The 25,068-nt window shown below is 51.5% G+C and carries 30 protein-coding genes; 21 read left to right on the top strand and 9 right to left on the bottom strand.

All coding sequences use genetic code 11. The annotated features are described in order from the left end of the window. Together BQ6873_RS07530 and BQ6873_RS07525 are read left to right on the top strand one after the other, a co-directional pair. The gene (locus tag BQ6873_RS07530) at positions 1-984 is read left to right on the top strand and encodes a 2-hydroxyacid dehydrogenase (protein WP_076592093.1); all 984 of its coding nucleotides are present in this window, start codon (positions 1-3) and stop codon (positions 982-984) included. 4 nt (positions 985-988) lie between these two features. Beyond that, complete coding sequence (locus BQ6873_RS07525; protein WP_076592092.1) at positions 989-1,273, top strand: polyhydroxyalkanoic acid system family protein; 285 nt, start codon at positions 989-991, stop codon at positions 1,271-1,273. A 76-nt stretch (positions 1,274-1,349) separates the two neighbouring features. Here the strand turns inward: BQ6873_RS07525 and BQ6873_RS07520 are convergent, their stop codons facing one another. Together BQ6873_RS07520 and BQ6873_RS07515 are read right to left on the bottom strand one after the other, a co-directional pair. Then, positions 1,350-1,604 (bottom strand): acyl-CoA-binding protein, encoded by a 255-nt coding sequence (locus tag BQ6873_RS07520; RefSeq protein WP_076592091.1) that lies wholly within the window; start codon positions 1,602-1,604, stop codon positions 1,350-1,352. A gap of 64 nt (positions 1,605-1,668) precedes the next feature. Continuing rightward, positions 1,669-2,025: an FKBP-type peptidyl-prolyl cis-trans isomerase gene (locus BQ6873_RS07515; RefSeq protein WP_076592090.1), complete on the bottom strand. Its 357-nt coding sequence runs from the start codon at positions 2,023-2,025 to the stop codon at positions 1,669-1,671. 198 nt (positions 2,026-2,223) lie between these two features. Between BQ6873_RS07515 and BQ6873_RS07510 the strand changes: the two genes are divergently transcribed. Both BQ6873_RS07510 and BQ6873_RS07505 read left to right on the top strand, forming a co-directional pair. Beyond that, a complete protein-coding gene (locus tag BQ6873_RS07510) occupies positions 2,224-3,156 on the top strand; it encodes an EI24 domain-containing protein (protein WP_076592089.1) in 933 nt (310 codons plus the stop codon). A 16-nt stretch (positions 3,157-3,172) separates the two neighbouring features. After that, a complete protein-coding gene (locus BQ6873_RS07505) occupies positions 3,173-3,976 on the top strand; it encodes a competence/damage-inducible protein A (protein ID WP_076592088.1) in 804 nt (267 codons plus the stop codon). 17 nt (positions 3,977-3,993) lie between these two features. Here BQ6873_RS07505 and BQ6873_RS07500 read toward each other — a convergent pair whose 3' ends face one another. Then, positions 3,994-5,091 (bottom strand): ABC transporter ATP-binding protein, encoded by a 1,098-nt coding sequence (locus BQ6873_RS07500; RefSeq protein ID WP_083664418.1) that lies wholly within the window; start codon positions 5,089-5,091, stop codon positions 3,994-3,996. 111 nt (positions 5,092-5,202) lie between these two features. Between BQ6873_RS07500 and BQ6873_RS07495 the strand changes: the two genes are divergently transcribed. Then, a complete protein-coding gene (locus tag BQ6873_RS07495; RefSeq protein ID WP_076592087.1) occupies positions 5,203-6,843 on the top strand; it encodes an ABC transporter permease in 1,641 nt (546 codons plus the stop codon). Between the two features lie 80 nt (positions 6,844-6,923). Here BQ6873_RS07495 and BQ6873_RS07490 read toward each other — a convergent pair whose 3' ends face one another. Further along, a complete protein-coding gene (locus BQ6873_RS07490; RefSeq protein ID WP_076592086.1) occupies positions 6,924-7,490 on the bottom strand; it encodes a phasin family protein in 567 nt (188 codons plus the stop codon). A gap of 240 nt (positions 7,491-7,730) precedes the next feature. Between BQ6873_RS07490 and BQ6873_RS07485 the strand changes: the two genes are divergently transcribed. Both BQ6873_RS07485 and pbpG read left to right on the top strand, forming a co-directional pair. Then, a complete protein-coding gene (locus BQ6873_RS07485) occupies positions 7,731-8,621 on the top strand; it encodes a DMT family transporter (protein WP_076592085.1) in 891 nt (296 codons plus the stop codon). A 225-nt stretch (positions 8,622-8,846) separates the two neighbouring features. Then, positions 8,847-10,061 (top strand): D-alanyl-D-alanine endopeptidase, encoded by a 1,215-nt coding sequence (pbpG, locus tag BQ6873_RS07480; protein ID WP_076592084.1) that lies wholly within the window; start codon positions 8,847-8,849, stop codon positions 10,059-10,061. Between the two features lie 88 nt (positions 10,062-10,149). Here pbpG and BQ6873_RS07475 read toward each other — a convergent pair whose 3' ends face one another. Further along, a complete protein-coding gene (locus BQ6873_RS07475) occupies positions 10,150-10,932 on the bottom strand; it encodes an IclR family transcriptional regulator (protein ID WP_076592083.1) in 783 nt (260 codons plus the stop codon). Between the two features lie 251 nt (positions 10,933-11,183). On the opposite strand from BQ6873_RS07475, the gene BQ6873_RS07470 reads away from it, so the two are divergent. Continuing rightward, on the top strand, positions 11,184-11,585 hold the full coding sequence (locus BQ6873_RS07470; protein WP_076592082.1) for a diacylglycerol kinase: 402 nt from the start codon (positions 11,184-11,186) through the stop codon (positions 11,583-11,585). Between the two features lie 91 nt (positions 11,586-11,676). Here BQ6873_RS07470 and BQ6873_RS07465 read toward each other — a convergent pair whose 3' ends face one another. After that, a complete protein-coding gene (locus BQ6873_RS07465) occupies positions 11,677-12,231 on the bottom strand; it encodes an NADPH-dependent FMN reductase (protein ID WP_076592081.1) in 555 nt (184 codons plus the stop codon). Between the two features lie 73 nt (positions 12,232-12,304). Continuing rightward, positions 12,305-13,354 carry an NADP(H)-dependent aldo-keto reductase gene (locus BQ6873_RS07460; protein ID WP_076592080.1) on the bottom strand — a complete coding sequence of 350 codons (1,050 nt, stop codon included), beginning with the start codon at positions 13,352-13,354 and terminating at the stop codon, positions 12,305-12,307. A 219-nt stretch (positions 13,355-13,573) separates the two neighbouring features. Here BQ6873_RS07460 and BQ6873_RS07455 point away from each other — a divergent pair, with 219 nt between their 5' ends. The 9 genes from BQ6873_RS07455 to BQ6873_RS07415 all read left to right on the top strand — a co-directional run bounded on the left by BQ6873_RS07455 (position 13,574) and on the right by BQ6873_RS07415 (position 20,951). Beyond that, a complete protein-coding gene (locus BQ6873_RS07455; protein ID WP_076592079.1) occupies positions 13,574-14,578 on the top strand; it encodes a sulfate ABC transporter substrate-binding protein in 1,005 nt (334 codons plus the stop codon). Positions 14,579-14,598: 20 nt separating this feature from the next. Next, positions 14,599-15,192 (top strand): NADPH-dependent FMN reductase, encoded by a 594-nt coding sequence (ssuE, locus tag BQ6873_RS07450; protein WP_076592078.1) that lies wholly within the window; start codon positions 14,599-14,601, stop codon positions 15,190-15,192. Positions 15,193-15,316: 124 nt separating this feature from the next. Then, entirely contained in the window at positions 15,317-16,291 is a 975-nt protein-coding gene (locus BQ6873_RS07445) for a sulfonate ABC transporter substrate-binding protein (protein ID WP_076592077.1), read from the top strand. A 79-nt stretch (positions 16,292-16,370) separates the two neighbouring features. Then, on the top strand, positions 16,371-17,519 hold the full coding sequence (ssuD, locus tag BQ6873_RS07440; RefSeq protein ID WP_173830618.1) for an FMNH2-dependent alkanesulfonate monooxygenase: 1,149 nt from the start codon (positions 16,371-16,373) through the stop codon (positions 17,517-17,519). A gap of 9 nt (positions 17,520-17,528) precedes the next feature. Then, entirely contained in the window at positions 17,529-18,359 is an 831-nt protein-coding gene (ssuC, locus tag BQ6873_RS07435) for an aliphatic sulfonate ABC transporter permease SsuC (RefSeq protein ID WP_173830589.1), read from the top strand. 16 nt (positions 18,360-18,375) lie between these two features. Further along, positions 18,376-19,215, top strand: a complete 840-nt coding sequence (locus BQ6873_RS07430) for an ATP-binding cassette domain-containing protein (RefSeq protein ID WP_076592075.1) — start codon at positions 18,376-18,378, stop codon at positions 19,213-19,215. A gap of 47 nt (positions 19,216-19,262) precedes the next feature. Beyond that, a complete protein-coding gene (locus tag BQ6873_RS07425; protein ID WP_012078607.1) occupies positions 19,263-19,481 on the top strand; it encodes a TOBE domain-containing protein in 219 nt (72 codons plus the stop codon). 76 nt (positions 19,482-19,557) lie between these two features. Next, complete coding sequence (locus BQ6873_RS07420) at positions 19,558-20,409, top strand: EAL domain-containing protein (RefSeq protein WP_076592074.1); 852 nt, start codon at positions 19,558-19,560, stop codon at positions 20,407-20,409. Further along, positions 20,406-20,951, top strand: coding sequence for an RBBP9/YdeN family alpha/beta hydrolase (locus BQ6873_RS07415; protein WP_076592073.1), 546 nt, complete (start codon positions 20,406-20,408; stop codon positions 20,949-20,951). Before BQ6873_RS07420 ends, BQ6873_RS07415 begins: the two co-directional genes overlap by 4 nt. A gap of 11 nt (positions 20,952-20,962) precedes the next feature. On the opposite strand, the gene BQ6873_RS07410 is transcribed toward BQ6873_RS07415, so the two are convergent. Further along, positions 20,963-21,331: a c-type cytochrome gene (locus tag BQ6873_RS07410; protein ID WP_173830588.1), complete on the bottom strand. Its 369-nt coding sequence runs from the start codon at positions 21,329-21,331 to the stop codon at positions 20,963-20,965. Between the two features lie 236 nt (positions 21,332-21,567). On the opposite strand from BQ6873_RS07410, the gene BQ6873_RS07405 reads away from it, so the two are divergent. Next, positions 21,568-21,948, top strand: coding sequence for a hypothetical protein (locus tag BQ6873_RS07405; protein ID WP_076592072.1), 381 nt, complete (start codon positions 21,568-21,570; stop codon positions 21,946-21,948). A gap of 144 nt (positions 21,949-22,092) precedes the next feature. Here BQ6873_RS07405 and BQ6873_RS07400 read toward each other — a convergent pair whose 3' ends face one another. Further along, a complete protein-coding gene (locus BQ6873_RS07400; RefSeq protein WP_076592071.1) occupies positions 22,093-22,548 on the bottom strand; it encodes a MerR family transcriptional regulator in 456 nt (151 codons plus the stop codon). A gap of 133 nt (positions 22,549-22,681) precedes the next feature. Here BQ6873_RS07400 and BQ6873_RS07395 point away from each other — a divergent pair, with 133 nt between their 5' ends. The 3 genes from BQ6873_RS07395 to BQ6873_RS07385 all read left to right on the top strand — a co-directional run bounded on the left by BQ6873_RS07395 (position 22,682) and on the right by BQ6873_RS07385 (position 25,066). Then, a complete protein-coding gene (locus tag BQ6873_RS07395; RefSeq protein ID WP_076592070.1) occupies positions 22,682-23,320 on the top strand; it encodes an NAD(P)H-dependent oxidoreductase in 639 nt (212 codons plus the stop codon). A 223-nt stretch (positions 23,321-23,543) separates the two neighbouring features. Continuing rightward, positions 23,544-24,053: a sigma-70 family RNA polymerase sigma factor gene (locus tag BQ6873_RS07390; RefSeq protein WP_076592069.1), complete on the top strand. Its 510-nt coding sequence runs from the start codon at positions 23,544-23,546 to the stop codon at positions 24,051-24,053. Next, entirely contained in the window at positions 24,050-25,066 is a 1,017-nt protein-coding gene (locus tag BQ6873_RS07385) for a FecR domain-containing protein (RefSeq protein WP_162274196.1), read from the top strand. The genes BQ6873_RS07390 and BQ6873_RS07385 overlap by 4 nt, the downstream gene beginning before the upstream one ends. Positions 25,067-25,068: the final 2 nt, after the last annotated feature.

Here is a 25,068-nt window from a genome sequence, read left to right as displayed (position 1 = left end):
ATGAAGCAAAAAGTACTCGTCGCACGTGCAACGTTCCCTGATGTGATCGAACGCTTGCAGCAACACTTTGATGTTGAGTCAAATCAGGAAGACAAGATTTTTTCAGCAGCAGAGCTGCATGAAAAAATGCAGGGTAAAGATGTGGTGGTGATTACCGCCAGCGAAAAAATGTCGGCTGAAGTCATTGCTGCTAATCCGCATTTGAAAGCCATCTGTAATGTCGCGGTCGGTTATAACAATATCGATGTTGTCGCTGCGACCAAAGCCGGCATCATGGTGACCAATACGCCAGATGTGTTGAATGAAACAACCGCCGATTACGCGTGGACCTTGTTGATGGCGAATGCGCGTTGCGTATCGGAATCCGAACATTATTTGCGCGCCGGCAAATGGAAGAACTGGCGTTTCGATCAATTCTTGGGTGCGGATGTGCATGGTGCCACGCTGGGCATACTGGGCATGGGACGCATAGGGCAGGCGGTTGCACGCCGCTCCATGGGTTTTGACATGAAGGTGATTTATCACAATCGTAGTCGCCTCACACCAGAGCAGGAAGCACACGCAAACAATGCGCGTTATGTCAGCAAGGAAGAATTGTTGCGCGGTGCCGATCACCTGATTCTGGTCTTGCCATACTCGGCGCAAACGCATCACATCATCGGTGCTGCTGAACTGGCATTGATGAAGCCGACTGCGACTTTGGTGAATATTGCGCGTGGCGGGATTGTGGATGATGTCGCGCTGATTGCAGCACTGCGTGAGAAACGCATCGCCTCAGCCGGACTGGATGTGTATGAGAATGAACCGGCCTTGCATCCCGACTTCCTGACCTTGTCGAATGTCGTCTTGACGCCGCACATAGGCAGCGCTTCGGAAAAAACGCGTCGTGCGATGTCCGATTGCGCTTCTACCAATCTGGTTGCGGCCTTAAGCGGACAACAACCACCGAATCTACTCAACCCGGAAGTGAAAGCGAAGAAGTAAGCACATGGCAGATATCAGCATCACGCAGGAGCATCAGCTTCCGCTGCAACAGGCAAAAGACGCTGCGCAAAAAGTGGCAGACAAGATGGCAACAGAGTTCGATATGACGACGCAGTGGGATGGTGACATCCTGTCGTTCAAGCGTAGCGGAGTAGCAGGTACCTTGGCCTTGCGTGATAAAGAAGCGCAAATCGATATCACGCTGGATTTTCTGTTCAAGGCTTTCGCCGGACCACTGGAAGAAAAAGTGGCGCGCAATATGAAGAAGTATTTTGCCGACGCAGCATAGTTGATAGTCTGCTCGATAAAAAAGCCCCGTATTTGCATACGGGGCTTTTTAATTTTCTGCGGAAGATCTGCTTACATTAAGCCTTCAAATCTTCCACCAGATCGATGTACTGCTGCATCGCATCTTCTTTCGAGATGCCTTTCAGATTATTCCAGGCATCCCATTTCGCACGTGCGACAAAATCTGTCATTGCAGGTTGTTCACCAGTCGCATCGCCACCGCTCGCCTGTTTGTACAGACCATAGATTTTCAGCAGCGTCAGATTATCCGGACGCTCCGGCAAAGTCTTGGAATCGGCTAATGCTTGATCGAATTGCTCTTGCAGGCTCATACGTACTCCCGATAAATAACAAGCTGGTTGAGGATACTTGCTCGCAGTGCGAACCAGATTTGCTTTATACGCCCAGCAAGTCCACTTCGAAAATCAGCGTTGCGTTTGGTGGGATCACGCCGCCAGCGCCGCGTGCGCCATAGCCCAGCGATGCAGGGATGATCAGGGTACGTGTACCGCCGATTTTCATGCCTTGTACGCCTTCGTCCCAGCCTTTGATCACGTGACCAGCACCGAGTGGAAACTCAAATGGGTCGCCACGATCCTTGCTCGAATCGAATTTTGCGCCGGCGCTGCCGTCGTCATTTTGCAGCCAGCCAGTGTAATGCACGGTAACGTGTGCGCCAGCAGTTGCTTCTGCGCCGTCGCCGACAACTTTGTCTTCGAATTGCAGGCCGGAGGAGGTCGAGGTAGTAGCCATGTTGTTCCTTTGAAAAATAAGTCAGAAAGTGGGCAGATTGTAGCAGGTGAAGGCACTTTTATCCGACCGAGCGCCTGGACTTGATTGCCTGTCAGGCGCGGGCGAAGGCAGCACGGTAAAATGCTTATTCTTTGCGCGGGCTTGTATGCATTATCAAGCTATGACGCGCGAATTGAATTTTTCATAGGATTTTCCATCATGCGCCCGGTATTTACGTCTTTCGGACGAGCCTTGCTATCCCAGTTGCATTTCAGGATGCTGATGCTGAGCGTGATTCCATTCGTATTGTCGATCGCAGTCTGGGGTGTCGGCTTGTGGCTGTATCTGCAGCCCATGATTGATTGGCTGCAAAACTATTTTGTTGAGAACGATGGTTTTCGCGTCAGCAATGAATTATTGATGTGGCTGGGCATGGGCGCATTCAAGACGGTAGTCGTGCCCTTGATTGCCATGTGGATACTGTTGCCGCTGATGATACTGACGGCGCTGATTTTTGTCGGCGTGATGGCGATGCCGGTCATCGTCAAGCATGTGGGTAGTCGTCGATACAAGGATTTGGAAGCGCGCAAAGGCGGCACTTTCTTTGGCAGCCTGTGGATGTCGACTTCGTCATTCACGATATTTTTAGTGTTGTGGCTGATTACGCTGCCGCTTTCCCTGATTCCACCTTTGACCTTTGTGATTCAGCCTATCTTGTGGGGTTGGCTGACTTATCGCGTGATGGCCTACGATGCCTTAGCTGATCATGCCGATGCTGAGGAACGCAAAATCATCCTGCGCATACATCGCTGGCAGTTGCTGGTGATAGGTGCGATTACCGGTGCGATGGGTGCTGCACCGACCTTGCTGTGGTTGGGTGGTGCTTTGTCGGTGATCTTTTTTCCGGTACTGGCAGCCGGTGCGATTTGGTTATACGTGCTGGTCTTCATCTTCAGCGGTTTGTGGTTTCAGCATTACTGCATGGATGCATTGACACAGCATAGAGCTGCACAGGCTGCTGGAAAAGCTGCAGAGCAGGCAGTGACACAGGCTACCGCGCCGACACCTGAAGAAACTGTGATCGTGTTACCGCCGCCGGCAGACGCGCAAGTGGACAATCAACCAGGCAATCCACCGACTCCTCAAATCTGACATCAGAAGGAAAACCATGGCATTCGGACTCATCATCATCGGCGACGAAATATTGTCCGGCAAACGCATCGACAAGCATTTTTCCAAGGTCGTTGATCTGCTATCCGTACGTGGCTTGTCGCTGGGTTGGGCAGAAATTCTGGGCGATGACAGAGCGCGTATTACTTCGACCTTGAAGCGTACCTTTGCCAGTGACGATATCGTGTTTAGTTGTGGCGGCATAGGCGCGACACCGGATGACCATACGCGTCAATGTGCGGCAGCAGCGCTAGGCGTGCCTATCGAATTACATCCGGAAGCCAAGCAAAAGATACAGGAACGCATGCTGGAGATGGCGCGTGAAGCGAATGTGCCTTTTGACTTGAACAAGCCGGAGAATCTGCATCGTTTGAAGATGGGTGAATTTCCGCAAGGTGCAGAGATCATACCGAATCCATATAACAAGATTCCCGGTTTCGCTATTCATCACGGCAATGGCGGGGGGGCGCATTATTTCATGCCGGGTTTTCCGGTGATGGCGTGGCCGATGATTGAATGGATACTGGATACGCACTATGGACATCTATTCCATCAACAGCCGCGGTTTGAGAAATCGGTGTTGGTCTTCCAATCGATGGAATCGGCGCTGACGCCCTTGATGGAAGCGATAGAAGATGAGTTCCCGCAAGTGAAGGTATTCAGCTTGCCGAGCGTGGGCGATGCAGAGACACGCCGCCATATCGAACTCGGTGTCAAAGGCGAGCCGGAGCAAGCTGCTGCAGCTTTCGACAAATTGATTGCTGAATTAAATCTGCTGAAAGTGGAAGTTCAGCATCTCTGATTGATCACACAGTCCGTTCAATCCTGCTTGGGAAAGGTGACGACGTGATCTGCTTCCAGCCGTATGCCTATACGTTCACCCAAGGCGTGATCATGATGTGAGGGGACGAGTGCCAGCAGTTGCTGGCCGCTCGGTAATTTCAGTGTGTATAAAAATTCTGCGCCACGGAATGCCTTGCGCACGACTTCGGCTTGTAGCGGGCTACTGTCGTCGTGCACCACATCATCGGCGCGCAGCAATACATCAACCTGTTGCGCATCTTGCTCATTCGGATCGCATACTTCCAGTCCGTGACAGAGCGGCAAACTGCCCAGTTCTATACTCACATCCTGCTTGTGCTGATCAATACGGCCGGGGACAAAAACGCCGAGGCCGACAAAGTCTGCGACAAAACGTGTAGCAGGGCGATGGTACAAATTGTAGGCATGGTCCCATTGCACGATGACACCGTTTTGCATCACGCCGATTTGATCCGCAATCGCAAACGCTTCATGTTGATCGTGCGTGACCAATACCGCCGTGGTACCAACTTCTTTCAGAATGTCGCGCACTTCAGTCGCGAGTCGTTCACGCAAGTCCACGTCGAGATTGGAGAACGGTTCGTCCAGCAATAACAAGTCCGGTTGCGGTGCCAATGCACGTGCCAGTGCCACGCGTTGCTGTTGTCCACCGGATAATTCATGCGGGAATTTTTTTTCTTGCGAAGTCAGACCGACCAATGTCAGCAGCTTGCTGATGCGTGCATGACGTTCGGCCCCGCTCAGTTTACGTAAGCCGAAGCCGATATTGTCAGCCACCGATAAATGCGGGAACAGGGCGTAATCCTGGAACACCACGCCAACATGGCGCGCTTCCGGTACGGTGGTGTGCGTTGCGTTGCTGAGTTCCTTACCGCCTAAGGCAATGCGACCGGCGATCAACGATTCAAAACCGGCGATGGCGCGCAGCACAGTCGTTTTGCCACAGCCGGATTGGCCGAGCAGGCAGCCGATCTCGCCGCGTTGCAAGGCGAAGGACAGGTTGTGCACGATCTCGTGCATTTGATGCGCGACTTGGTAACCAACACGTATGGCTTCAACCGACAAATGCGCTGACGGAGCGGGAATGGCTGACATGAGATGCACTGTTCCGGAAATAATTACATGGGCGAAATGAGCGATTGATTATAATTCTCGTTTAGCCGATCGCGAGAGTATTCATGCTTTTTTATATTCAGGTTTATCTGCGTGCATAAGAGACAAGGTCAAAGCGGTGCTTTGCATCCCTTGCTGATCGCATCGCTGGCGATTGCTTGTCTGGTGGGTTTGCCTATCGTCGGCGTGCTCTCCAATTTGGTTTCCGGCGCTGAAACCGGTACTGATATCAGCACTTTCTCGCATCTGTGGGCAACGGTGCTGCCGGAATACATCGTCAATAGCGTTGTGATTGCCGTGATCGTTGCGATCCTGACGGCGGTGATGGGTATAGGTTGCGCATGGCTGGTGGCGGCTTTCAATTTCCCCGGCAAGAAGTTCTTTGAATGGGCTCTGATCCTGCCGCTGGCGATGCCGGCGTATGTGGTCGCTTACGCCTATACCGATTTCCTGCAATTTACTGGACCAGTGCAAAGCGGATTACGCGCACTGTTTGGCTGGCAAGGGCCGACTTACTGGTTTCCACAAATCCGTTCGGTCGGTGGTGCCGGTTTCCTCTTCGCATTTGTCTTGTATCCCTATGTATATCTGCTGGCGCGTAATGCGTTTATCGAGCGCAGCCCGCGCATGTGGGATGCCGCACGTACTTTGGGTGCCGGGCCGTGGCAGGCATTTTTTCAAGTGAGTTTGCCTTTGGCGCGTCCGGCAGCTGCGGCCGGTATTGCGCTGGCGCTGATGGAGACGCTGGCTGATTACGGTGCGGTTGCTTATTTCGGCGTGCCGACATTGACCACGGGGATTTATAAATCCTGGTACATCTTTTCTGATCGCGCGGCTGCGGCACAAATTGCTGCCGTTCTATTGATCGCGGTCATGGTCTTGATGCTGCTGGAACAGAAGAGCCGCGGTAGGGCGCGTTATTACGCAGTCGGTGGACGGAGTGCCACGCAATTGATGACTACGCTTAAAGGACGGCAGGCGTGGAGCGCGACTTTATTTTGTGCCTTACCAGTCGTGTTGGGATTCTTTGCACCGCTGTTTATTCTGCTGCGCTTGATGCTGCAGGAAGAAACGATCTCGTTCAGCGCACGTTATCTCGGCTGGTTGAATAACACGATCATACTTGGTGGCGTCACCGCGGTGATTGCCATCGTGATTTGCGTCTTGATGGCGTATGCAGCGCGTGTGACGAATAGCAAAGTGCAAGCGATCTGTAATCGCATCGTCAGCATGGGTTATGCAATACCGGGTGCGGTGATTGCGGTGGGGATTTTGATTCCCATGTCGCGCATCGATAGCTGGAATGCGGAACATGGCGTGGCGTTGGTCTTGAGCGGCAGTGTGATTGCCTTGATCTACGCTTATCTGGTGCGCTTTCTCGCGGTGTCCTTCCAAAGCGTACAAGCCGGCTTGATCAAAATTACGCCGTCCATGGATGCCAGTGCACGCAGTCTCGGGCATGGCATGACATCGATGTTGATGCGCATACATTTGCCCTTGTTATGGCGCAGTGTGTTGACGGCGGGTTTGCTGGTGTTTGTCGATGTGGTCAAGGAATTGCCGGCGACGCTGACGATACGACCATTCAACTTCGATACGTTGGCGGTGATCACACATCAATTGGCATCCGATGAACGTTTGGGTGAGGCGGCTTTGCCTGCATTGACCATCGTGTTGATTGCGATCGTGCCTGTCATCATTCTGGCGCGTGCGATTGCATCGGGTCGTCGCTAGCGCTTGCTGCATAAAAAAATGCCCCGATTTTCCGGGGCATTAGAAGTGGCGCGAAGGCCAGTGAGGAGAGCTCTGAGAAATTACGATTTACGTGATTTGGTCGTGGTTTTTTCTGCAGCGCTGGCGAATTGGCTGGCGGCTGCATTCAAATTACCTTCCAAGGCTTCAACTGCTTGCTTGGTTGTTTTGGAGAGTTGTTCGTAGCTGGCGCTGGCATTGCCGATTGCAGACTTGAGCATGGAGACGGCGTTTTCAGAACCGGCTGGTGCGTTCTTGCTGAGTTCATCGATCAAGGACAAGACCTTGCGATTGGTTTCTGCGATTTGTGTTTCCGCTGCCTTGGTAAATTCAGCTTGCGTGCTGGTTGCGATGCTCACCAGGTGACGACCGTAAGCCAGTGCTTTTTCGGCGTTCGGCTGTGCTTGCGAAGCGCTGAGTGAGAAAAATTCCTGTGGATCTTTGGCGGTGGCGAGCTTTTGTGCAGCAGCGCCGGATTCCTGCAATGATGACTTCGCCGCGCTCAGGTTCAAGTCGACGATTTTTTGTACGCTATCGAATGCTGTGCTGGTGAGCGAATTCAGGATGGCGAGTTGCGATTCAAACTGGTGTTTGGTGGCGGCGGAAAACTGCTCTGGAATAGCAAACATGGGTTTCTCCTTTGTGAAGGTAGTACATCACTGCGGTAGGTAAAAACTGGCGTTGTGCGTTGCAACATGACCCATTGTAAGTATTGTAAGGATGGTGTCAAGCGATATTTGCTGCAATGCACAAATAAATATTTTCCTGAGAAAAATGCGAGAATTTTGCCTGGCAGGCGTTAATAAGGGCATGCCCAAAGCTGTGCTGCAAGTACTTCCCACGCGGAATTGAAAGAATAGAAAGCAAGAATGCATACAGATTCAAGTAAGACGGTAAGCCCTTGGCTGGCAGCGATGCCTTTCCTGTTCGTGCTGATCTGGAGTACCGGTTTTATCGTCGCGAAGTTCGGCCTGCCGTATGCGCCGCCGTTGACCTTCTTGACGCTGCGTTTTGTCGGCGTGTTGATTATCTTGCTGCCATTGGTTTTATTGCTGCGTGCGCCGTGGCCGATAGGCACTATGCGTCATATCGCCGTTGCCGGCATCTTGGTGCAAGCAGGTTATCTGGCCGGTGTGTGGTGTGCAATCAAGCTCGGCATGCCGGCCGGCTTGTCTGCCTTGATTGTTGGTATGCAGCCGGTATTGACGGCGTTTGCTGCGCCCTTGATCGGTGAGAAAGTGCGCGGTCGTCAATGGATCGGCCTGATCTTCGGTCTATGCGGCGTGGCGCTGGTGGTTGCCAATAAAATTACGCTGATCGGTTTGACCTGGGAAAGCATCGCCTTGTGCCTGATGGCTTTGCTGTCGATCACGATAGGGACGATGTATCAGAAGCGCTATTGTCCGCATTTTGATCTGCGTACCGGGACCATTATTCAATTCGCCGCATCGTGCGTGGTCGTACTGCCTTTCGCCATCTACTTTGAAGGCTTTTCACCGTCATTGGAAACCGTGCAGTGGACGCCCAGCTTTATAGGCGCGCTGCTGTGGTCCATCGTTGCGCTCTCGATAGGCGCGATCTTCCTGCTCTTTGCATTGATACGTAAAAGTGCTGCGACACAGGTCACCAGCTTGCTTTATCTGACGCCACCAACGACTGCATTGATGGCGTGGGCTGCGTTTGGCGAGACCTTCAGTTTGATAGGCGTGGCTGGCATGTTGCTTGCTGTTGTGGGGGTAGCGTTTGTAGTGAAAAAGTAGCGGAAAAGAGGCCGATTCCTATGAAAATTATTGTTGCGTAGCAATAAATTCGGGGCTTGAACGGTGTATTTTTAGTCGAAAATTGCACCAATAATGTGAGGAAAAAGATATCGTTAGTTAGAAAGTAGATTAATGAAAACAGCTAACTATCTAATTATCTTGCACATTTTCCGATATTTGCTAAACTGCAAGCCATATTTCATCGTATGAATTGGGGAGTCGCAGATGCTTAAGTCCGCGCTGGGGATATTTTTTTCGTTATTCGTTATTTTCAACGCACCTATGGCGTTGGCTAAAGAGCCGAGCTCCACTAATGCGAAGAAGGCGACTAACAAGAAAGTCGCATCCAACGCACAGGCCAAAAAAGCACAGGCACCCAAACGCGCTGCCGCTGCGAAGAAGCCAGTCGCGCAAGCCAAACAAGCTAGCAAATCAACTAAGTCGACCAAACGCGTCAACACCAAGCAAACGGTTGCATCCAACAAGAAATCCAAACAGCGCAACACTGTCTCGCTGAACAGCAGCGAGAAGCTCGTCAAAAAAGAAGTTGTTGTGCACGGCAAGCGTCAGGCGATTTATCAACGCGTTGCCAAACCAGTTATTCCAGCCGTTCCTCCAGTCTTGACCGCAGGCGATATCGCGGGCTTGAACATGACGCGTGATTCATTGGCCCTTGCATCGAACGTCGCGCTGGTGCTGGATCAATCCACATCGGCAGTCTTGTTTGAAAAAAATGCGAACGTGACTTTGCCGATTGCATCGATCACCAAATTGATGACAGGTCTGGTAGTCGTCGAAGCACAGCAAGACATGAATGAAGTGCTGGAAGTCACGACTGAAGATATCGATCGCGAAAAGAATAGTTCATCGCGTCTGCGTGTAGGTTCGCAATTGTCGCGCGCGAACATGCTGCACATCGCTTTGATGAGTTCAGAAAATCGCGCAGCTTCTGCTCTCGGTCGTCATTACCCGGGCGGTCTCCGTGCGTTTGTCGTAGCGATGAATGCCAAGGCAAAATCGTTGGGCATGAGCGGTACGCACTATGTTGATTCGACAGGCTTGTCCAGCAATAACGTGGCAAGTGCAAGCGATCTGGCGAAGCTGGTGATGGCTGCATATAACCACCCAATCTTGCGTCAATATTCAACGGATACGAAATACATTGTTGAGCCGGGCGGACGTCCACTGCAATACGCCAATTCGAATCGCCTGGTCACCAATCCTGATTGGGAAATTGGTATTCAAAAAACAGGTTATATCTCTGAAGCTGGTCGCTGCCTCGTGATGCAAGCGAATATTGGTGGCCGACCTATCGTCATGATCTTCCTTGACTCCAAAGGCAAGCTCTCGCGTCTGGGAGATGCAACACGGATACGTAAATGGATAGAAACTCAGCAGCCGCAAAACATCGCAGGCAAACATCATGCGGTGCAAAGCTGAACGATGCACTCAATAAAAAAGGCGAACTACGGTTCGCCTTTTTTATTGGTCTTGCATACGCCAGCAGAGGTTTATTTGGCGTCAATGATCATGCTGTTTCTGTGTAGCCGAGCGCAGCAGAAATCTGCTTGGCGGTATCCATCAAATCTGCCAGCCATTCTTCCTGTAGCCGATCTGCCGGCGCAGAGATAGACAAGCCCGCAATCAGCCTGCCACTATCGTCGTGTATGCCGGCCGCCATGCAGCGCACGCCTAATTCCAGTTCTTCATTGTCACGTGCATAGCCGTGTGCGCGTACCTGGCTCAGTTCGCCTTGCAGCTTGCTCAAGTCGGTAATCGAATTCTTGTTGTGACCGGCGAGGCCGGTGCGTGCCGCGTAGGCTTGCACCATTCTTGGTTCATCTATCGACAGGAAGAGCTTACCGGTTGACGTCAGATGCAAAGGTGCGCGTCCGCCAACGGCGCGTACCACTTGCATGCCGGAGCGTTCCGAGAAGGCGCGGTCGATGTAGATGATTTCATCGTTTTGTCGTACCGACAAATTGACGGTTTGATTGGTCTTGCGGTGTAGTTGTCGCATCAGATCGAGCGCAGCTTCACGTACGTCCAGACGGCTCTTGACGATATTTCCCAGTTCCAACAGGCGCATGCCGAGTCGGTAAGTACCAGGCTCGGAGCGATCGACAAAGCGCTTGATGACCAGGTCATTCAGGATGCGATGAGCTGTGGACGGATGTAAACCCGTGACGCTGGAGAGTTCCTTCAGGCTGACTGGATCGGGGTAGGTCGCGAGTGCATCCAGCAGCGAAACCATGCGTTCAATGACTTGAATGGAGGTTTTGTCTGTCTCAGCCGTATTCGTTGTTCTCATATTCCAATGTGGGCATTGCAGTCTGGATGTTATATCACATTGTGAAAGATGAAAGAAGCCCGCCTCTTGTTTTGTCGTCTGAATTGCCACGATTTGGTTTGCGCAAAATAGGGCTTAACGGCATGTTTACGGTTTGGTGGGGATAATCTGGGAAGCATCATGTGTTGCTTGTGTCTATCTACCGTTGCACTGATAATCGCAGCAACTTGTTGCCTCGCTTCACCCTCTTAACCCATTCACTGTGAAATCGCATGAGCTATCCAGAACAACCTATTAGTGAATTCAAAAGCAAAAGCGGTTTGAAGCGTATTTTTTCTGCCTTGGGTTATTCCATTGCAGGTTTCAAGACAGCATGGAAAGGTGAGCATGCCTTTCGTCAGGAATTATTCGTTGTTGTGATCGCGACGATAGCCGCATTGATGTTGCCGGTTTCGGCCTTGCAGAAGCTGTTGCTGATAGGCGTGTTTGTGCTGGTACTGATTATCGAACTGCTTAATTCAGCAATCGAAGCGGTAGTGGATCGCGTCTCGCTGGAACGTAATCCCTTGTCAAAAAATGCCAAGGATTTTGGTAGTGCTGCGGTGATGCTGGCGCTGTTTCTGGCTGGTGCAACCTGGCTGGTTATTTTGTGGCCTTTATTCACTGGCAACTGAACATAGCTCGATCGTTTAAAAAATCAGAAACAAATAAAAATCGGCACAGCAAAGGATAAAAACTTTGCTGTGCCGATTTTTTATTTCAATCTTAGATATTGCGTTCTATCCATTGATCGAATGCGATGAGAAATTTCTTCAAGAATTCGCCAGTCGATGGGTCGGCGAGCGCGCCGCTATCGTCGAACAATTTGCTGCCATTGCCGATGTACGCTTCCGGTTGCGGCATGGTCGGTACATTGACGGAAGCCAGTACCTGACGCAGATGATGATTCGCACCGAAGCCGCCGATGGCACCGGGCGAGACGCTGATGACGGCGCCGGGTTTGCCGCTCCATGCACTTTGACCGTAAGGACGCGAGCCTGTATCGATGGCGTTCTTCAATACGCCGGGCACTGAACGATTGTATTCCGGCGTGACGAAGAGCACAGCATTGGCTGACTTGATCGCTTGTTTGAAATCGATCACTGGCTGCGATGGATTGCCTTCATGATCCTGATTGAAGAGTGGCAGATCACCGATTTCCACTATGCTCAATTGCAGGGAGGCCGGCGCCAGCTTGCTGAGTGCCTGTGCCAGTTTGCGATTCATGGAATCCTTGCGCAGACTGCCGACAACAACGGCGACCTTGTACGTAGTGCTCATGATTTTCCTTTCGAGAAAAAATTTCTATGCGATCAGATTGCGGCAGATACAAGTGACGACTTCCATGCCAACATCATGACGCAGGATTCGGATGTCTGGCGTGTATCTCTTCTATGCCATTCAGTACAGCTGCATCCAGTTCGAGATGGATGCTATCCAGATTGCTTTGCAATTGCTGCAAAGTAGTGGCGCCGATAATCGTACTCGTTAAAAAGGGCCGTGTGTTAACGTAAGCCAAAGCCATTTGCGCCGGATCGAGGCCATGTTTATGCGCCAGATCGACATAGGCTTGCACAGCAGTTTCCACTTGCGGTGCCTTGTAACGGACGAAGCGTTCGAACAGTGTCATGCGTCCATCTGCAGGGCGCGCACCGTTCAAATATTTTCCTGACAGTGCACCGAAGGCGAGCGGCGAATAAGCGAGCAAACCTATCTGCTCCTGATGTGAAAATTCTGACAGCGCAATTTCAAAATAACGATTCACCAGACTGTAGGGATTTTGTATGCTGACGATGCGTGGCAGATTCAATTGTTCCGATGCACGCAGGAATTGCGACAGGCCCCACGGCGTTTCATTCGATACACCTATGTAACGTATCTTCCCTTGCTTGACGAAGTCAGCCAGCACCGACAATGTTTCTGCGATAGGTACTGTGTCTTCATCTGGATGATGCTCATAATTTTGTCGACCAAAAATATTCACGCTGCGATCCGGCCAATGCAGTTGATAGATATCGATGTAATCCGTTTGCAGACGTTCCAGATTGCCGTGCAGTGCCTCGGTCAAGCTGGTGCGATCAAAACTGTTTTGTCCATTGCGTACATGTTTTGGATTGTGCGGCAAACGAGCAGGCCCAGCGGCTTTGGTGGCGATGATGAGTTGCTCGCGCTTGCCGGATTTTTTCAACCAGTTACCGAGATAACGTTCAGTCAATCCTTGTGTTTCTGGTTTAGGTGGGACGGGATACATTTCTGCGGCATCGATCAGATTGACGCCGGCTGCGATCGCCATATCGAGTTGTGCATGTGCATCTGCTTCACTGTTTTGCTCACCCCAGGTCATGGTGCCTAGTGCGATATTACTGACTTTGATATCTGTTTTTCCAAGTTGTTGATACTTCATTGCATGCTTTCCTTTCTTGTTGGCTTTTTTAGTCTAGCAACAAAAACGAAAACGAGTACAAGCTGGGAAAAAGCGGGAAAAGAGTGGATTCTTCAGCAGAAGGGCAGAAATTCCATATTCGGAAAACGCATAAGGATCGATGAAACAATTCGTTTTGTTTTTATTTGAGCGGCTTTAATCTTCAATCTCCAGAAAACGAATTGCCCAAGGGGAAAGAAAATGTTGCTCAAAAAATTATTAGGCACCGCTCTCGCATTCGCATTGATTGCGCCGACCGTGCATGCCGCAGAAGTGTCGTTGTTGAACGTTTCGTACGATCCAACACGCGAACTGTATCAGGAATTCAATAAAGCTTTCGCTAAAGAGTGGAAAGCCAAATCGGGCGATGACGCCAAGATTAAAACATCACATGGTGGTTCCGGCAAGCAAGGCCGTGCCGTGATCGACGGTCTGGATGCAGACGTAGTCACACTCGCATTGGCGTATGACATCGATGCGATTGCTGAACGTGGTTTGCTGGCTAAAGACTGGCAAAAACGTTTGCCGCACAACAGCTCGCCTTACACCTCGACTATCGTGTTCCTGGTACGCAAAGGCAATCCTAAAGGTATCAAAGATTGGAACGATCTGGTCAAACCAGGCGTATCCGTGATCACACCAAATCCAAAAACATCCGGTGGCGCGCGTTGGAACCATTTGGCTGCATGGTTGTATGCATTGAAACAACCAGGCGGCAATGAAGCGACTGCAACTGACTTCATCACCAAATTGTATAAAAACGTTCCTGTGCTGGACTCCGGCGCACGCGGTGCAACGACGACCTTCGTAGAACGTGGTATCGGCGACGTATTGCTGGCTTGGGAAAACGAAGCGATTCTGGCGATTAAAGAATTAGGCCCGGACAAGGTTGAGATCGTTGCGCCTTCTTCCAGTATTTTGGCTGAACCACCAGTCGCTGTTGTCGACAAAGTTGTTGATCGTCGTGGCACACGCAAAGTAGCTGAAGCGTATCTGCAATATCTGTACTCGACCGAAGGTCAGGAAATCGCAGCGCAAAACTACTATCGTCCTATCGATGAAAAAGTAGCGAAGAAATATGCAGCGCAATTTCCAAAATTGAAGCTGTACACGATTGCAGATGTCGGTGGCTGGACCAAAGCACAGAAGGATCATTTTTCTGACGGCGGCATCTTCGACAAGATTTATCAACCAGGCAAAAAATAAGCCGTATCTCTGGAATAGAAATGAATATTTTGTTGCTCGCGGGTAGTCCTTCAACACCATCTCGTTCTACCCGCTTGCTGCATCACGTGGGCGAAAGACTGGCTTTGCTTGGTCATCGTTATGTGAAGCTGCATGTACGTGATTTGCCTGCCCAGGCGCTGGTGCATGCAGACTTTACGGATGAACTGTTGAAAACGGCAAGGGAACAAGTTGCGCAGGCGGATGCCGTTGTGATTGCAACGCCGGTCTACAAGGCGGCGTATAGCGGAATCCTGAAAGCCTTTCTCGATCTGTTGCCGCAAGATGGTTTGCGTGGGAAGTTGGTCTTGCCTCTGGCAACAGGTGGCAGCCAATCGCACATGCTGGCTCTCGATTACGGTTTGCGCCCTGTGTTGTCGGCGCTGGATGCCAAGCATGTATTGCCCAGCATCTATGCGACTGATTTGCAGATCAATTGGTCGGCGGAGCAGGGTTTGACATTGGATGCTGCAATTGCCAAACGCGTGAGCGATGGCATAGAGAATCTTTCTGCCAGCTTGTCTGCGCTGAATGATGCAGCAACGCTTAACGAGTTCGACTCGATTCCTTTCTCCAGCGTGCGCTGTAGCGTTTGATTTACCGGGCCTGCGCAAGCAGGTCTGACGCACAAATCTCTATCCGATGTGTTGAAAAAAATCGGTGCTGTTGCACCGATGGGGGAGATTTTTTCTCAAAATTTTGCATAACAAGGAAAACGACATGACCATTTCTAACGATAAACGCCTGGCTAAGCGCCGCACACTTGGATATTTATCTGCCGCTGCAGTGGGTGCTTTGAGCATAGGCTTGCCGAATCTGGCATCGGCCCAGGCGAAAAGTGTATTGCGCATCGGCTATCAAAAGTACGGCACGCTAGTGATCCTGAAGGGTCGCGGTTCGCTGGAGAAGCGCCTGGCTGCAGAGAATATCGAAGTGAAATGGACAGAGTTTCCAGCCGGCCCGGTGCTGCTGGAAGGTTTGAATGTCGGCAGTATTGATTTCGGCACAGTAGGCGAAGCGCCACCGATTTTTGCACAAGCTGCAGGTGCGGACTTGGTGTACGTCGGTAATGAACCGCCATCGCCAGCCAGCGAAGCGATCATCGTGCCGAAGAATTCAACGTTGAAAACAGTGGCTGATTTGAAGGGCAAGAAGGTCGCATTGAACAAAGGTTCGAATGTGCATTACTTGCTGGTCAAGGCATTGGAGAAAGCCGGCCTCGACTATAAAGATATCGAAACAATTTTCCTGGCGCCAGCCGATGCACGCGCTGCATTTGAGCGCGGCAGTGTAGACGCATGGGTGATCTGGGACCCATTCCTGGCTGCGGCAGAGAAACAAATCGGTGCGCGTGTACTGGCTGACGGCACCGGCATCGTTGCCAACCATCAGTTCTTCCTCGCAGCGCGTTCTTACGCCGAGAAGAATCCAAAAATTATTTCCATCCTGCTGGACGAACTGGATCAGGTTGACCAGTGGAGCAGCAAGAATCTGGCAGAAGTCGCCAAGGTACTCGTGGCGCAGACCGGCCTCGATTTGCCTAGTGTGGAACTGGCTGCCAAGCGCTACTCATACGGCGTTAAACCGGTGACAGCAGAAGTGATCGCTGAGCAGCAAAAGATTGCCGATGTATTCAGCAATCTGAAACTGATCCCGAAAAAGATCACGGTCAAGGATGCGTTGGTCAAGCGTTAAAGAACGTAGCAGCGGAATGTATGTAGTAAGCGCCGCATGAGAGGCGGCGCTGATTTGTTTTAAGGATGAGATCATGAGTTTGAATGTTTTTTGGTTTTTGCCTACACATGGCGACAGTCGTTATCTGGGTACCTCGAAAGGTGCGCGTCAGGTTGATTTCGATTATCTGAAACAGGTAGCCGTATCGGCAGACACGTTGGGTTACGACGGCGTGTTGCTGCCGACCGGCCGTTCGTGCGAAGACGCATGGGTTGCAGCGTCGAGTTTGATCGGTGAAACCAAACAATTGAAATTTCTGGTCGCGGTACGCCCAGGTTTGAGTACGCCAGGTCTTGCGGTGCGCATGGCAGCTACTTTCGATCGTTTGTCGAAAGGACGCTTGTTGATCAATGTCGTGACTGGCGGCGATCAAGCCGAACTGGAAGCTGATGGCTTGCATGCGAGTCATTCCGAGCGCTACGAAATCACTGATGAATTTCTGAAAGTATGGCGCGCTTCATTGTCGGGTGAAGGCGGTGATGCCGGCTACGATTTTGAAGGCCAACACATACAGGTCAAGGGCGCGAAGACTTTGTACCCACCAGTACAAAAGCCGTATCCGCCGCTGTACTTCGGCGGCTCGTCGCCAGCAGCACATGAACTGGCAGCAGAACAAGTCGATGTCTATCTGACCTGGGGTGAACCGCCGGCAGCTGTGGCAGAAAAAATTGCCGACATGCGCGCACGTGCTGCTAAACACGGTCGCACTTTGAAGTTCGGTATACGCCTGCATGTGATCGTGCGCGAAACCAATGAAGAAGCATGGAAAGCCGCCGATGAGTTGATCAAGTACGTGGACGACGATCTGATCGCGCGTGCGCAGGCTTCATTCAACAAGATGGATTCTGAAGGCCAACGCCGCATGGCAGCGCTGCATGGCGGTAAAAAAGACAAGCTCGAAGTGTCTCCAAATCTGTGGGCTGGTGTCGGTCTGGTGCGCGGCGGCGCAGGCACAGCATTGGTCGGTGACCCAGAAACGGTTGCTGCACGTATGCAGGAATATGCAGACCTCGGCATCGAAACCTTCATCTTGTCGGGCTACCCGCATCTGGAAGAATCGTATCGCTTTGCCGAACTGGTATTCCCATTGCTGGGCAAAGGTAAGGCACGTTCGGGTGACGCGGTATTGACTGGCCCGTTCGGCGAAGTCATTTCCAATGACATCCTGCCTAAAGTTTCGCAGAGCTAAGGAATCATCATGAGCGCTGTTCTCCCAACTCTCGCTACCGGTAGTGCTACTGCCGGCAAAGCAAAATCGACATGGCGCGCCAGTGGTTTGAAAAAACTGGTGCCGTGGATAGTGCCGATTTTGTTGATCACTATTTGGCAGATCGCCGCACAAGTTGGCTGGCTCTCCAGCCGTATTTTGCCCGAGCCGTTTGCGGTGGCGAAAGCAGCATGGGCATTGGCGATATCCGGTGAGTTATGGACGCACGTCAAAGTCAGTCTGTGGCGCGCAACCACTAGTTTTGCCGTAGGTGGCGGTCTGGGCTTGTTGCTGGGCTTGCTGACTGGCACGTTTAAAACGGCAGAGACTTTGCTCGATACGACATTGCAGATGATCCGCAATATTCCGGCGCTGGCATTGATTCCATTGGTGATTCTGTGGTTCGGAATTGAAGAGACATCGAAGATTTTTCTAGTCGCAGTCGGCGTGTTCTTCCCGGTCTATCTGAATACCTTCCACGGTATCCGTTCGGTTGATAAAGGCTTGATCGAAATGGCGAAGAGCTACGGCTTGTCCGGCTGGTCGCTGTATCGCGATGTGATCTTGCCAGGTGCCTTGCCATCGATATTGGTAGGCGTGCGCTTCTCGCTCGGTTTGGTGTGGGTGTTGCTGATCGTGGCGGAGACTATTTCGGCGCAATCAGGTATCGGTTACATGACGATGAATGCACGTGAATTCCTGCAAACAGATGTCGTGCTGGTAGGCATTCTTCTGTACGCCTTGCTCGGAAAACTCGCTGATGTCGTGTCACGCGCATTGGAAGGTTACTGGTTGCGTTGGCATCCCGGTTACCGCCATTAAGAAAGTGGAGCACATCATGCAAACAAATCAGATAGAGCAACAAAGCGTCGCTGCGGCGACGCCGACATCGGCCAAGCGCGGCATACGCGTCACGGTAGAAAACCTGTTCAAGTCCTATAGCGGCCGCGAGGTTTTGAAATCGATCGAGCTGGTACTGGAGCCAGGCGAATTTGTCGCCGTCGTCGGTCGCAGCGGTTGCGGCAAAAGTACCTTGCTGCGCCTGATCGCAGAACTGGAAACGGCAGACAGCGGCAAACTCACTTTCGGCGATGGCAAGAGCGCGCCGGAAACTCGCATCATGTTTCAGGATTCACGCTTGTTGCCATGGAAGCGTGTGCTCGACAACGTCGCACTCGGTTTGCCGAAGAAAGACGATTCCCTGAAGGCATTACGTCAGGTCGGATTGGAAGAACGTGCCGGTGAATGGCCAGCGGTATTGTCCGGCGGCCAGCGTCAACGCGTCGCACTGGCACGCGCGCTGGTGCATGACCCTGAACTGTTGTTGCTGGATGAACCGCTCGGTGCACTCGATGCACTGACACGGATCGAGATGCAGCAATTGATAGAAACGCTGTGGCAAAAGCGCGGCTTTACCGCATTGCTGGTGACGCACGATGTACAGGAAGCGATTGCGCTGGCTGATCGTGTGGTGCTGATCGAGGATGGTCGCATCACATTGGATGAACGTATTCCACTGGCGCGACCACGTGCACGCGGTAATGCAACGTTTGCACAATTGGAAGAACGCATCCTTGCGCATGTATTGCAGATTCCACCTTCCGCTGATGCACAAGATACTTCTCTGGGCGATGTCTCGCTGTTGAAAACAGTGAACCAGTTTGCCTGGGCAGTTTGATCACATTTTTATTGAAATGAATTTTTAACCTACACAAAGGAAACATCATGAGTATCGAAAAAATCAATGCACGCAATCAGTTCAAAGGCAAGATCAGCAACATCATTCTGGGTGACGTCGTATCGGAAGTTGATGTCGAAACGCCAGCCGGTATTGTTACCTCTGTCATTACGACACGCTCGGTCAAGGATCTGGAACTGAAGATCGGTACCGAAGTAGTTGCGCTGGTCAAGGCAACTGAAGTATCGATCGCCAAATTGTTATGAACTAAAGGCGCGTCTGAAAGCGTGCCATAGACGCGCGCGCTTTCAGATGTCTCCTTGATGATCAAGGAAGAGCAGCATGACTTTCCCCGCCTTGCAACAATATCTCTCACGGCTGCACGCTGCACCTCGGGCCGACAGCACCTTGTGGCTGGATGAACAGGGACGGGCGCACGGCCGCTATTTCAATTCCACACTGACCAGCGCCTTTCAGCCGATACGTACGCCGGAATCCGGCGAGATCGTCGGTGTGCAAGGCTTCATGCGCAGTTATTCCAAAAGCGACGCAGGCTTGAGCCTGTGGAAGCTGCTGGATACTGGTGCCACCGATGAGCAATCGATAGAACTGGATCGTTTGTGCCGTCTGCTGCATGCGGTCAATTTCTATCGTCAACCGGAAATGGTTGATTACGATCTCTACCTTAGCGTGCATGCGCGTCTGCTGGCGGCGGTTGATAGCAATCACGGTATGTCCTTCCGTCGCGTGCTGGATGTACTCGGCTTGCCGCATAAAAAAATCGTTTTGCAATTGCCATTGATACAGCCGGATCAAGCCTGGTTGTTGAATTACGTTGCCGATAACTATCGCCGCAATGGCTTCCGTCTGGCAGTGAATGCTGCCAACGCGCGGCAAGGCTTGGAGTTGCTGGATCAAGTGCATCCTGATGTGATCAAGGTCGATGTACGTGAAATTACCGATGAAGAAGCCACGCTGCAATTATTGCGCGTAGCTGCGGATCAACACGTCAAGCTAGTTTTCAAGCGTGTAGAATCAACAGCGATTTATGACAGATTGCGCACGCTGGGTACACAAGCCCGGCAAACGATATTGGCGCAAGGTTATTTGTGGGATCAACCCAAGGCGAGCTTTGCACAGGAAGCGAGTGCAAGCGAGTTGGAGACTATCGCGACGGCAGGCTTTGCATCATGACTTCTTTATCCGACTATCGTGTGCTGGTGGCACCTGGCTTGCACAGCAGCGGTGCCGAGCATTGGCAAACGCGCTGGGAAAACCGCTATCCAAATTTTCAGCGAGTAGAACAAGACGATTGGGCGCAACCGGAATTGCTGCGCTGGTCGCAACGCATGACTGAAGTCCTGCTTGAATCGGATCAGCCCACTCTGATCGTGGCACATAGCTTCGGTTGCCTGACGACTATGCATGCGGCCAGTCGCGGTCACTTTGATCTGGCGGGTGCCTTGTTGGTTGCGCCGGCAGATCCAGAGAAGTTTGGTGTGGATCATCTCTTGCGCGATGCACGCTTGCCGTGCCCATCCATCGTGATAGGCAGTACCAACGATCCGTGGATGGCTGGTGATAGAGCTGCTTACTGGGCAGATATCTGGGGCAGCGACTTCATCAGTGCTGGCGCTTTGGGTCACATCAATTCCGAATCCAATCTGGGTGATTGGGAGCAGGGCTTGCAGCAATTACAAAAGCTGCTGGAGAGAGCGCAGGCTGACTACAACTAACTGCAGCAGGTTTATTTGAAGGTTTGCAGATAAGCCAGCAAATCCGTGATCTGCTTTTCATCGCTGATTCCAAAAAAACGCATCTTGTTACCTGGCACGACATCATGCGTGGACTTGATAAAAGCGCGTAGATTCTTCTCTGTCCATACGATGCCGGATGCCTTCATCGCCGGCGAATACTTGTAATCTGTCGTTGTCCCTGCTGTTCTTCCAACTATCCCATTGAGTTGTGGCCCAAAGTTGCCACGCGCAGATGGGCCTACCTGATGGCAATTCGCACATGTTGCAAAGACCCTTTTGCCTGCGACTACATCGCCAGCTGCATGTGCGATGGTCGTGCTCAAGCTCAGGATCAGCGCCAGTAATAATTTGTTATGCATGTTTCTCGTATTCGTGACTTTGCTGTCGATCGAAGTCATCAAGGTGGTGAAGCGGGAAGTGCTGCGAGTTTAACAAAGTAAGGAGTCGATCTTGTTTCTGTTATCGGGGATAGGACACCGTTTGATATTGGGCTTGTGCCATTCACTGTATTTCACTATATTCATTCATAGTTGTTGTAATGTTGTTACCCCCTGTTTTCGGGTACCTATTTGAATGAACATGAAAGGGTAGATGAATGCGCACACGATTACTGAATATTTTGTTTGTTACTGGGTTGGCTATGTTCGTGACGCCGTCTATACAAGCTGCCAACTTACGATTCCTGAACTACACGCCGATTACTTACTTAAAGGCTAAGGACAACGCTTCTCTGCACAAAGCTGCAGGCGATGTGCTCGATAATAAAAAAGATGGCGAGAAGCTCGACTGGAGCAACAAGGGTTTAGGCAATGCCACACAGGTCACCGCAGAAATCACTGCGTCGAATACCACGACCACAGGTGATAAAACTTGCCGTGATCTGAGCATCGTGTTGCATGCAAAAGGGCAGGATCAAACTTTAGGGCTACAAGTCTGTAAAGCCAAGGCCGGTAAATGGGAGTTGGTGAAAAAGTAGTCGTTCACTCCCAATAACTTCACCACAAGCCGCGCTCAAGTTAGACGGTATTCAAAAAATAAAATGCGTGATGCCTTTTCAGGCCATCACGCATTTTTTATTACAGCGTAATTTTTATTTCTCCGGCCACGAAGTGAGTAAATACTACGGTCTGTTTCCTTTGGCATGCATGCGATTGTGAATCGACATGTCGCCATATTTAAATTGGTTTTGATCTGGGCCAGGCGATGCGGTGCATACAGGATCAAGCCCTGTCTTGATACTCGCTTCCAGTATGTCGCGCAGCGATATCAGTTCAGCACGTTGAGCCATCAGGGTCGCTTCAAGCTGCGCTACCTCTTCGAGGCGAATATCGATTTGCTCTAGGGTTCTCGATTTGGAGCATTGCCCGTCATGTATGAACAAGCCACGAATAGCATCCAAAGAGAAGCCTAGTTTTTGCACCTTCATCACCATATGCAAACGCCGTAGATCACTATCGTCATAGTAGCGATAGCCATTGGCACCACGAGTCGGTGGCTGTATGAGTCCCTGTTCCTCATAAAACCGTATGGTCGATGTCGTCAGCCCGGTTTTCTGCGCTAATTCGCCTATCTTCATTTTCGCTTGACCTTCAAGTTAACTTGAAGCTTAGTATACGCTGAGACACAACCCGATGCTAGGCTGGTTTTACCGTCTTGTATTTGATTGGGTTCGGTTTGCTTCCCCTATCACAGCTATTTGGAGTAACAACATGACAGCAGTAATTCAGCAATTGAACTGGCGCTATGCCACGAAAAAATTCGACCCTTCCAAAATTGTTTCTGACGAAAAACTGGAGCGCATACTGGAAGCCATACGACTTACCCCAACCTCAAGCGGTCTGCAACCTTACGAATTGTTGGTGGTAAGCAATCCCGACATACGCAAAAAAATCAGGGCAGTCGGTTGGGATCAGGCACAAATTACTGATAGTTCCCACCTACTCGTGTTTGCTGCCTGGGATGACATCACGCCCGAGCGCGTGAACATGATGTTCGATCTAACCAACGAGGTGCGTGGTGTCGTGAATGAGGGATGGGAAAATTATCGTCAAATGCTGCTTGGCATCGTTGCTGCACGAGGGAAGGAAGGCAACTACCAGAGCGCGGCAAGACAGGCTTATATCGGACTTGGTTCGGCCTTGCTCGCCGCCGCGTTTGAAGAAGTCGATGCGACACCGATGGAAGGTTTCGACCCGGCCGCAGTCGATGAAATCCTGGGATTGCCAGCGAAGCATTTACGCAGCGTCGTGATTTTGCCTATCGGTTATCGTGCCGAGGAAGGTGATTGGTTGGTCGACCTCAAGAAAGTGCGTCGCGCACGTGAGAACTTCATCATCGAAGTGAAGTAGTCGATTACTTATTGATTGATGCCTAGCGATGATAGGCAACTTGCCATCGTCGTTCTCCATATAAAATCCCCGCGCCCGATTGACGGCCGCGGGGATTTTTATGGGTATCGTTGTCATGTTGATGTGGCGCCGATCATACGGTGATGGTTGTGCGCATTGCGCAAGCGCATTTGCATAGACTAAAATGAGAACAATTCTCATTCAATAAAATTAGATTTCTTCAATGGCATCCGCCGATTCCCCTCATCAGCAACAGGTGCACACGCTGTATACCGACCATCACGGTTGGTTGCAGAGTTGGCTGCGCCGCAAGCTCGGCAATGCATTTGATGCTGCCGATTTGGCGCACGATACCTTCGTCCGCGTCATGAGCAACCGCAATGTCACACACTTGCGCGAACCGCGCGGTTATCTGGTGACGATTGCGCACGGCTTGGTGATCGATCGCTTTCGTCGGCAGGCCTTGGAAAACGCATATCTCGAAGCACTCGCGATGTATCCTGAGTCGGAAGCCATCTCGCAGGAAACGCATGCCATCATCATTGAAACGCTGGTAGCTATCGACCGCATGCTGGATGAACTTGGTTCGCGTACCAGGCAAATCTTCATGCTCGCGCAAATCGAAGAGTTGCGCTATGTCGATATCGCCCGCCGTCTCGGTATTTCTCTGCCTACTGTGAAGAAGCATCTGGTGCGCGCCTACACTGAATGTCTGGTGCTGGCGGCAGCATGAGCATGCCATCGATGACGCCGCTGTTGAGCGCCGCAGACGGAGTGCGCAAATCAGCCGCATTGATAGATCGCACCTTGCTGGAAGCTGCGGCCAACTGGTATGTAGATCTGAAAAGCCAAACGTCAGCAGACTTCGACCATGCCGCACTTGAACGATGGATCGCCACTAGCGACGCACATCGTCGTGCCTGGGATCTCGTACAACAACTGGAACGTCATCTCGGCAGCATGCCATCTCAGCTTGCACTGCCCGCACTGCAGGGGGCGCAACAGCGTCGGCGTACTGCATTAAAAGTTTTGACACTACTGCTGACTGCCGGCACTGCTGGTTGGGCGGCGCACGAAACCACACCGTGGCGCGCATGGAGTGCTGACTATAAAACCGCGCCGGGCGAGCGACGTACGATCACTCTGGCCGATGGCGGTACGCTGGAACTCAATACTGATACCGCGCTGGATATACGTTATGACGCGACCCGCCGTGTGATTCGCCTGCATCAAGGTGAAATCATGATACGCACTGCTACGGACAATGCTGCCGGTACAGCATCGCGTGACTTTATTGTCGAAACGAGACAGGGCAGCATACGCGCGCTCGGTACACGTTTCAGCGTGCGTAGTGACAAAGGCAGCACCTTGGTTGCTGTATTCGAACATGCGGTTGAGGTTGCACCATTTGATACGACAGAATCTCCGGTTCGGGTGGAAGCCGGTCAGCAAGCAGTCTTCACCGACAAGGCTGTCGGCTCGCTGGTTCCACTCGAACGCAGTCAGGGCGCATGGACACGCGGCATGCTGATCGCGGTTGATCAGCGTATGGATACCTTCCTCGCGGAATTGTCCAGATATAAACGTGGCCAACTTCATTGCGATCCTGCCGTGGCAGCGATGCAGATAACCGGCGCTTATCGCCTCGACGACATTGATGCCGTGCTGGAAAGTCTGGCAGCATCGCATGCCATACGTGTGCGCTACTTCACACGTTACTGGGTTCAGGTTGGACCGTTGGGTTGAAA

The sequence above is a fragment of the Herminiimonas arsenitoxidans genome (genome assembly GCF_900130075.1).
Lineage (GTDB): Bacteria > Pseudomonadota > Gammaproteobacteria > Burkholderiales > Burkholderiaceae_D > Oxalicibacterium > Oxalicibacterium arsenitoxidans.
The sequence above is the reverse complement of the archived record's forward strand: the minus strand, read 5'-3'. Positions and strand labels throughout refer to the sequence as shown.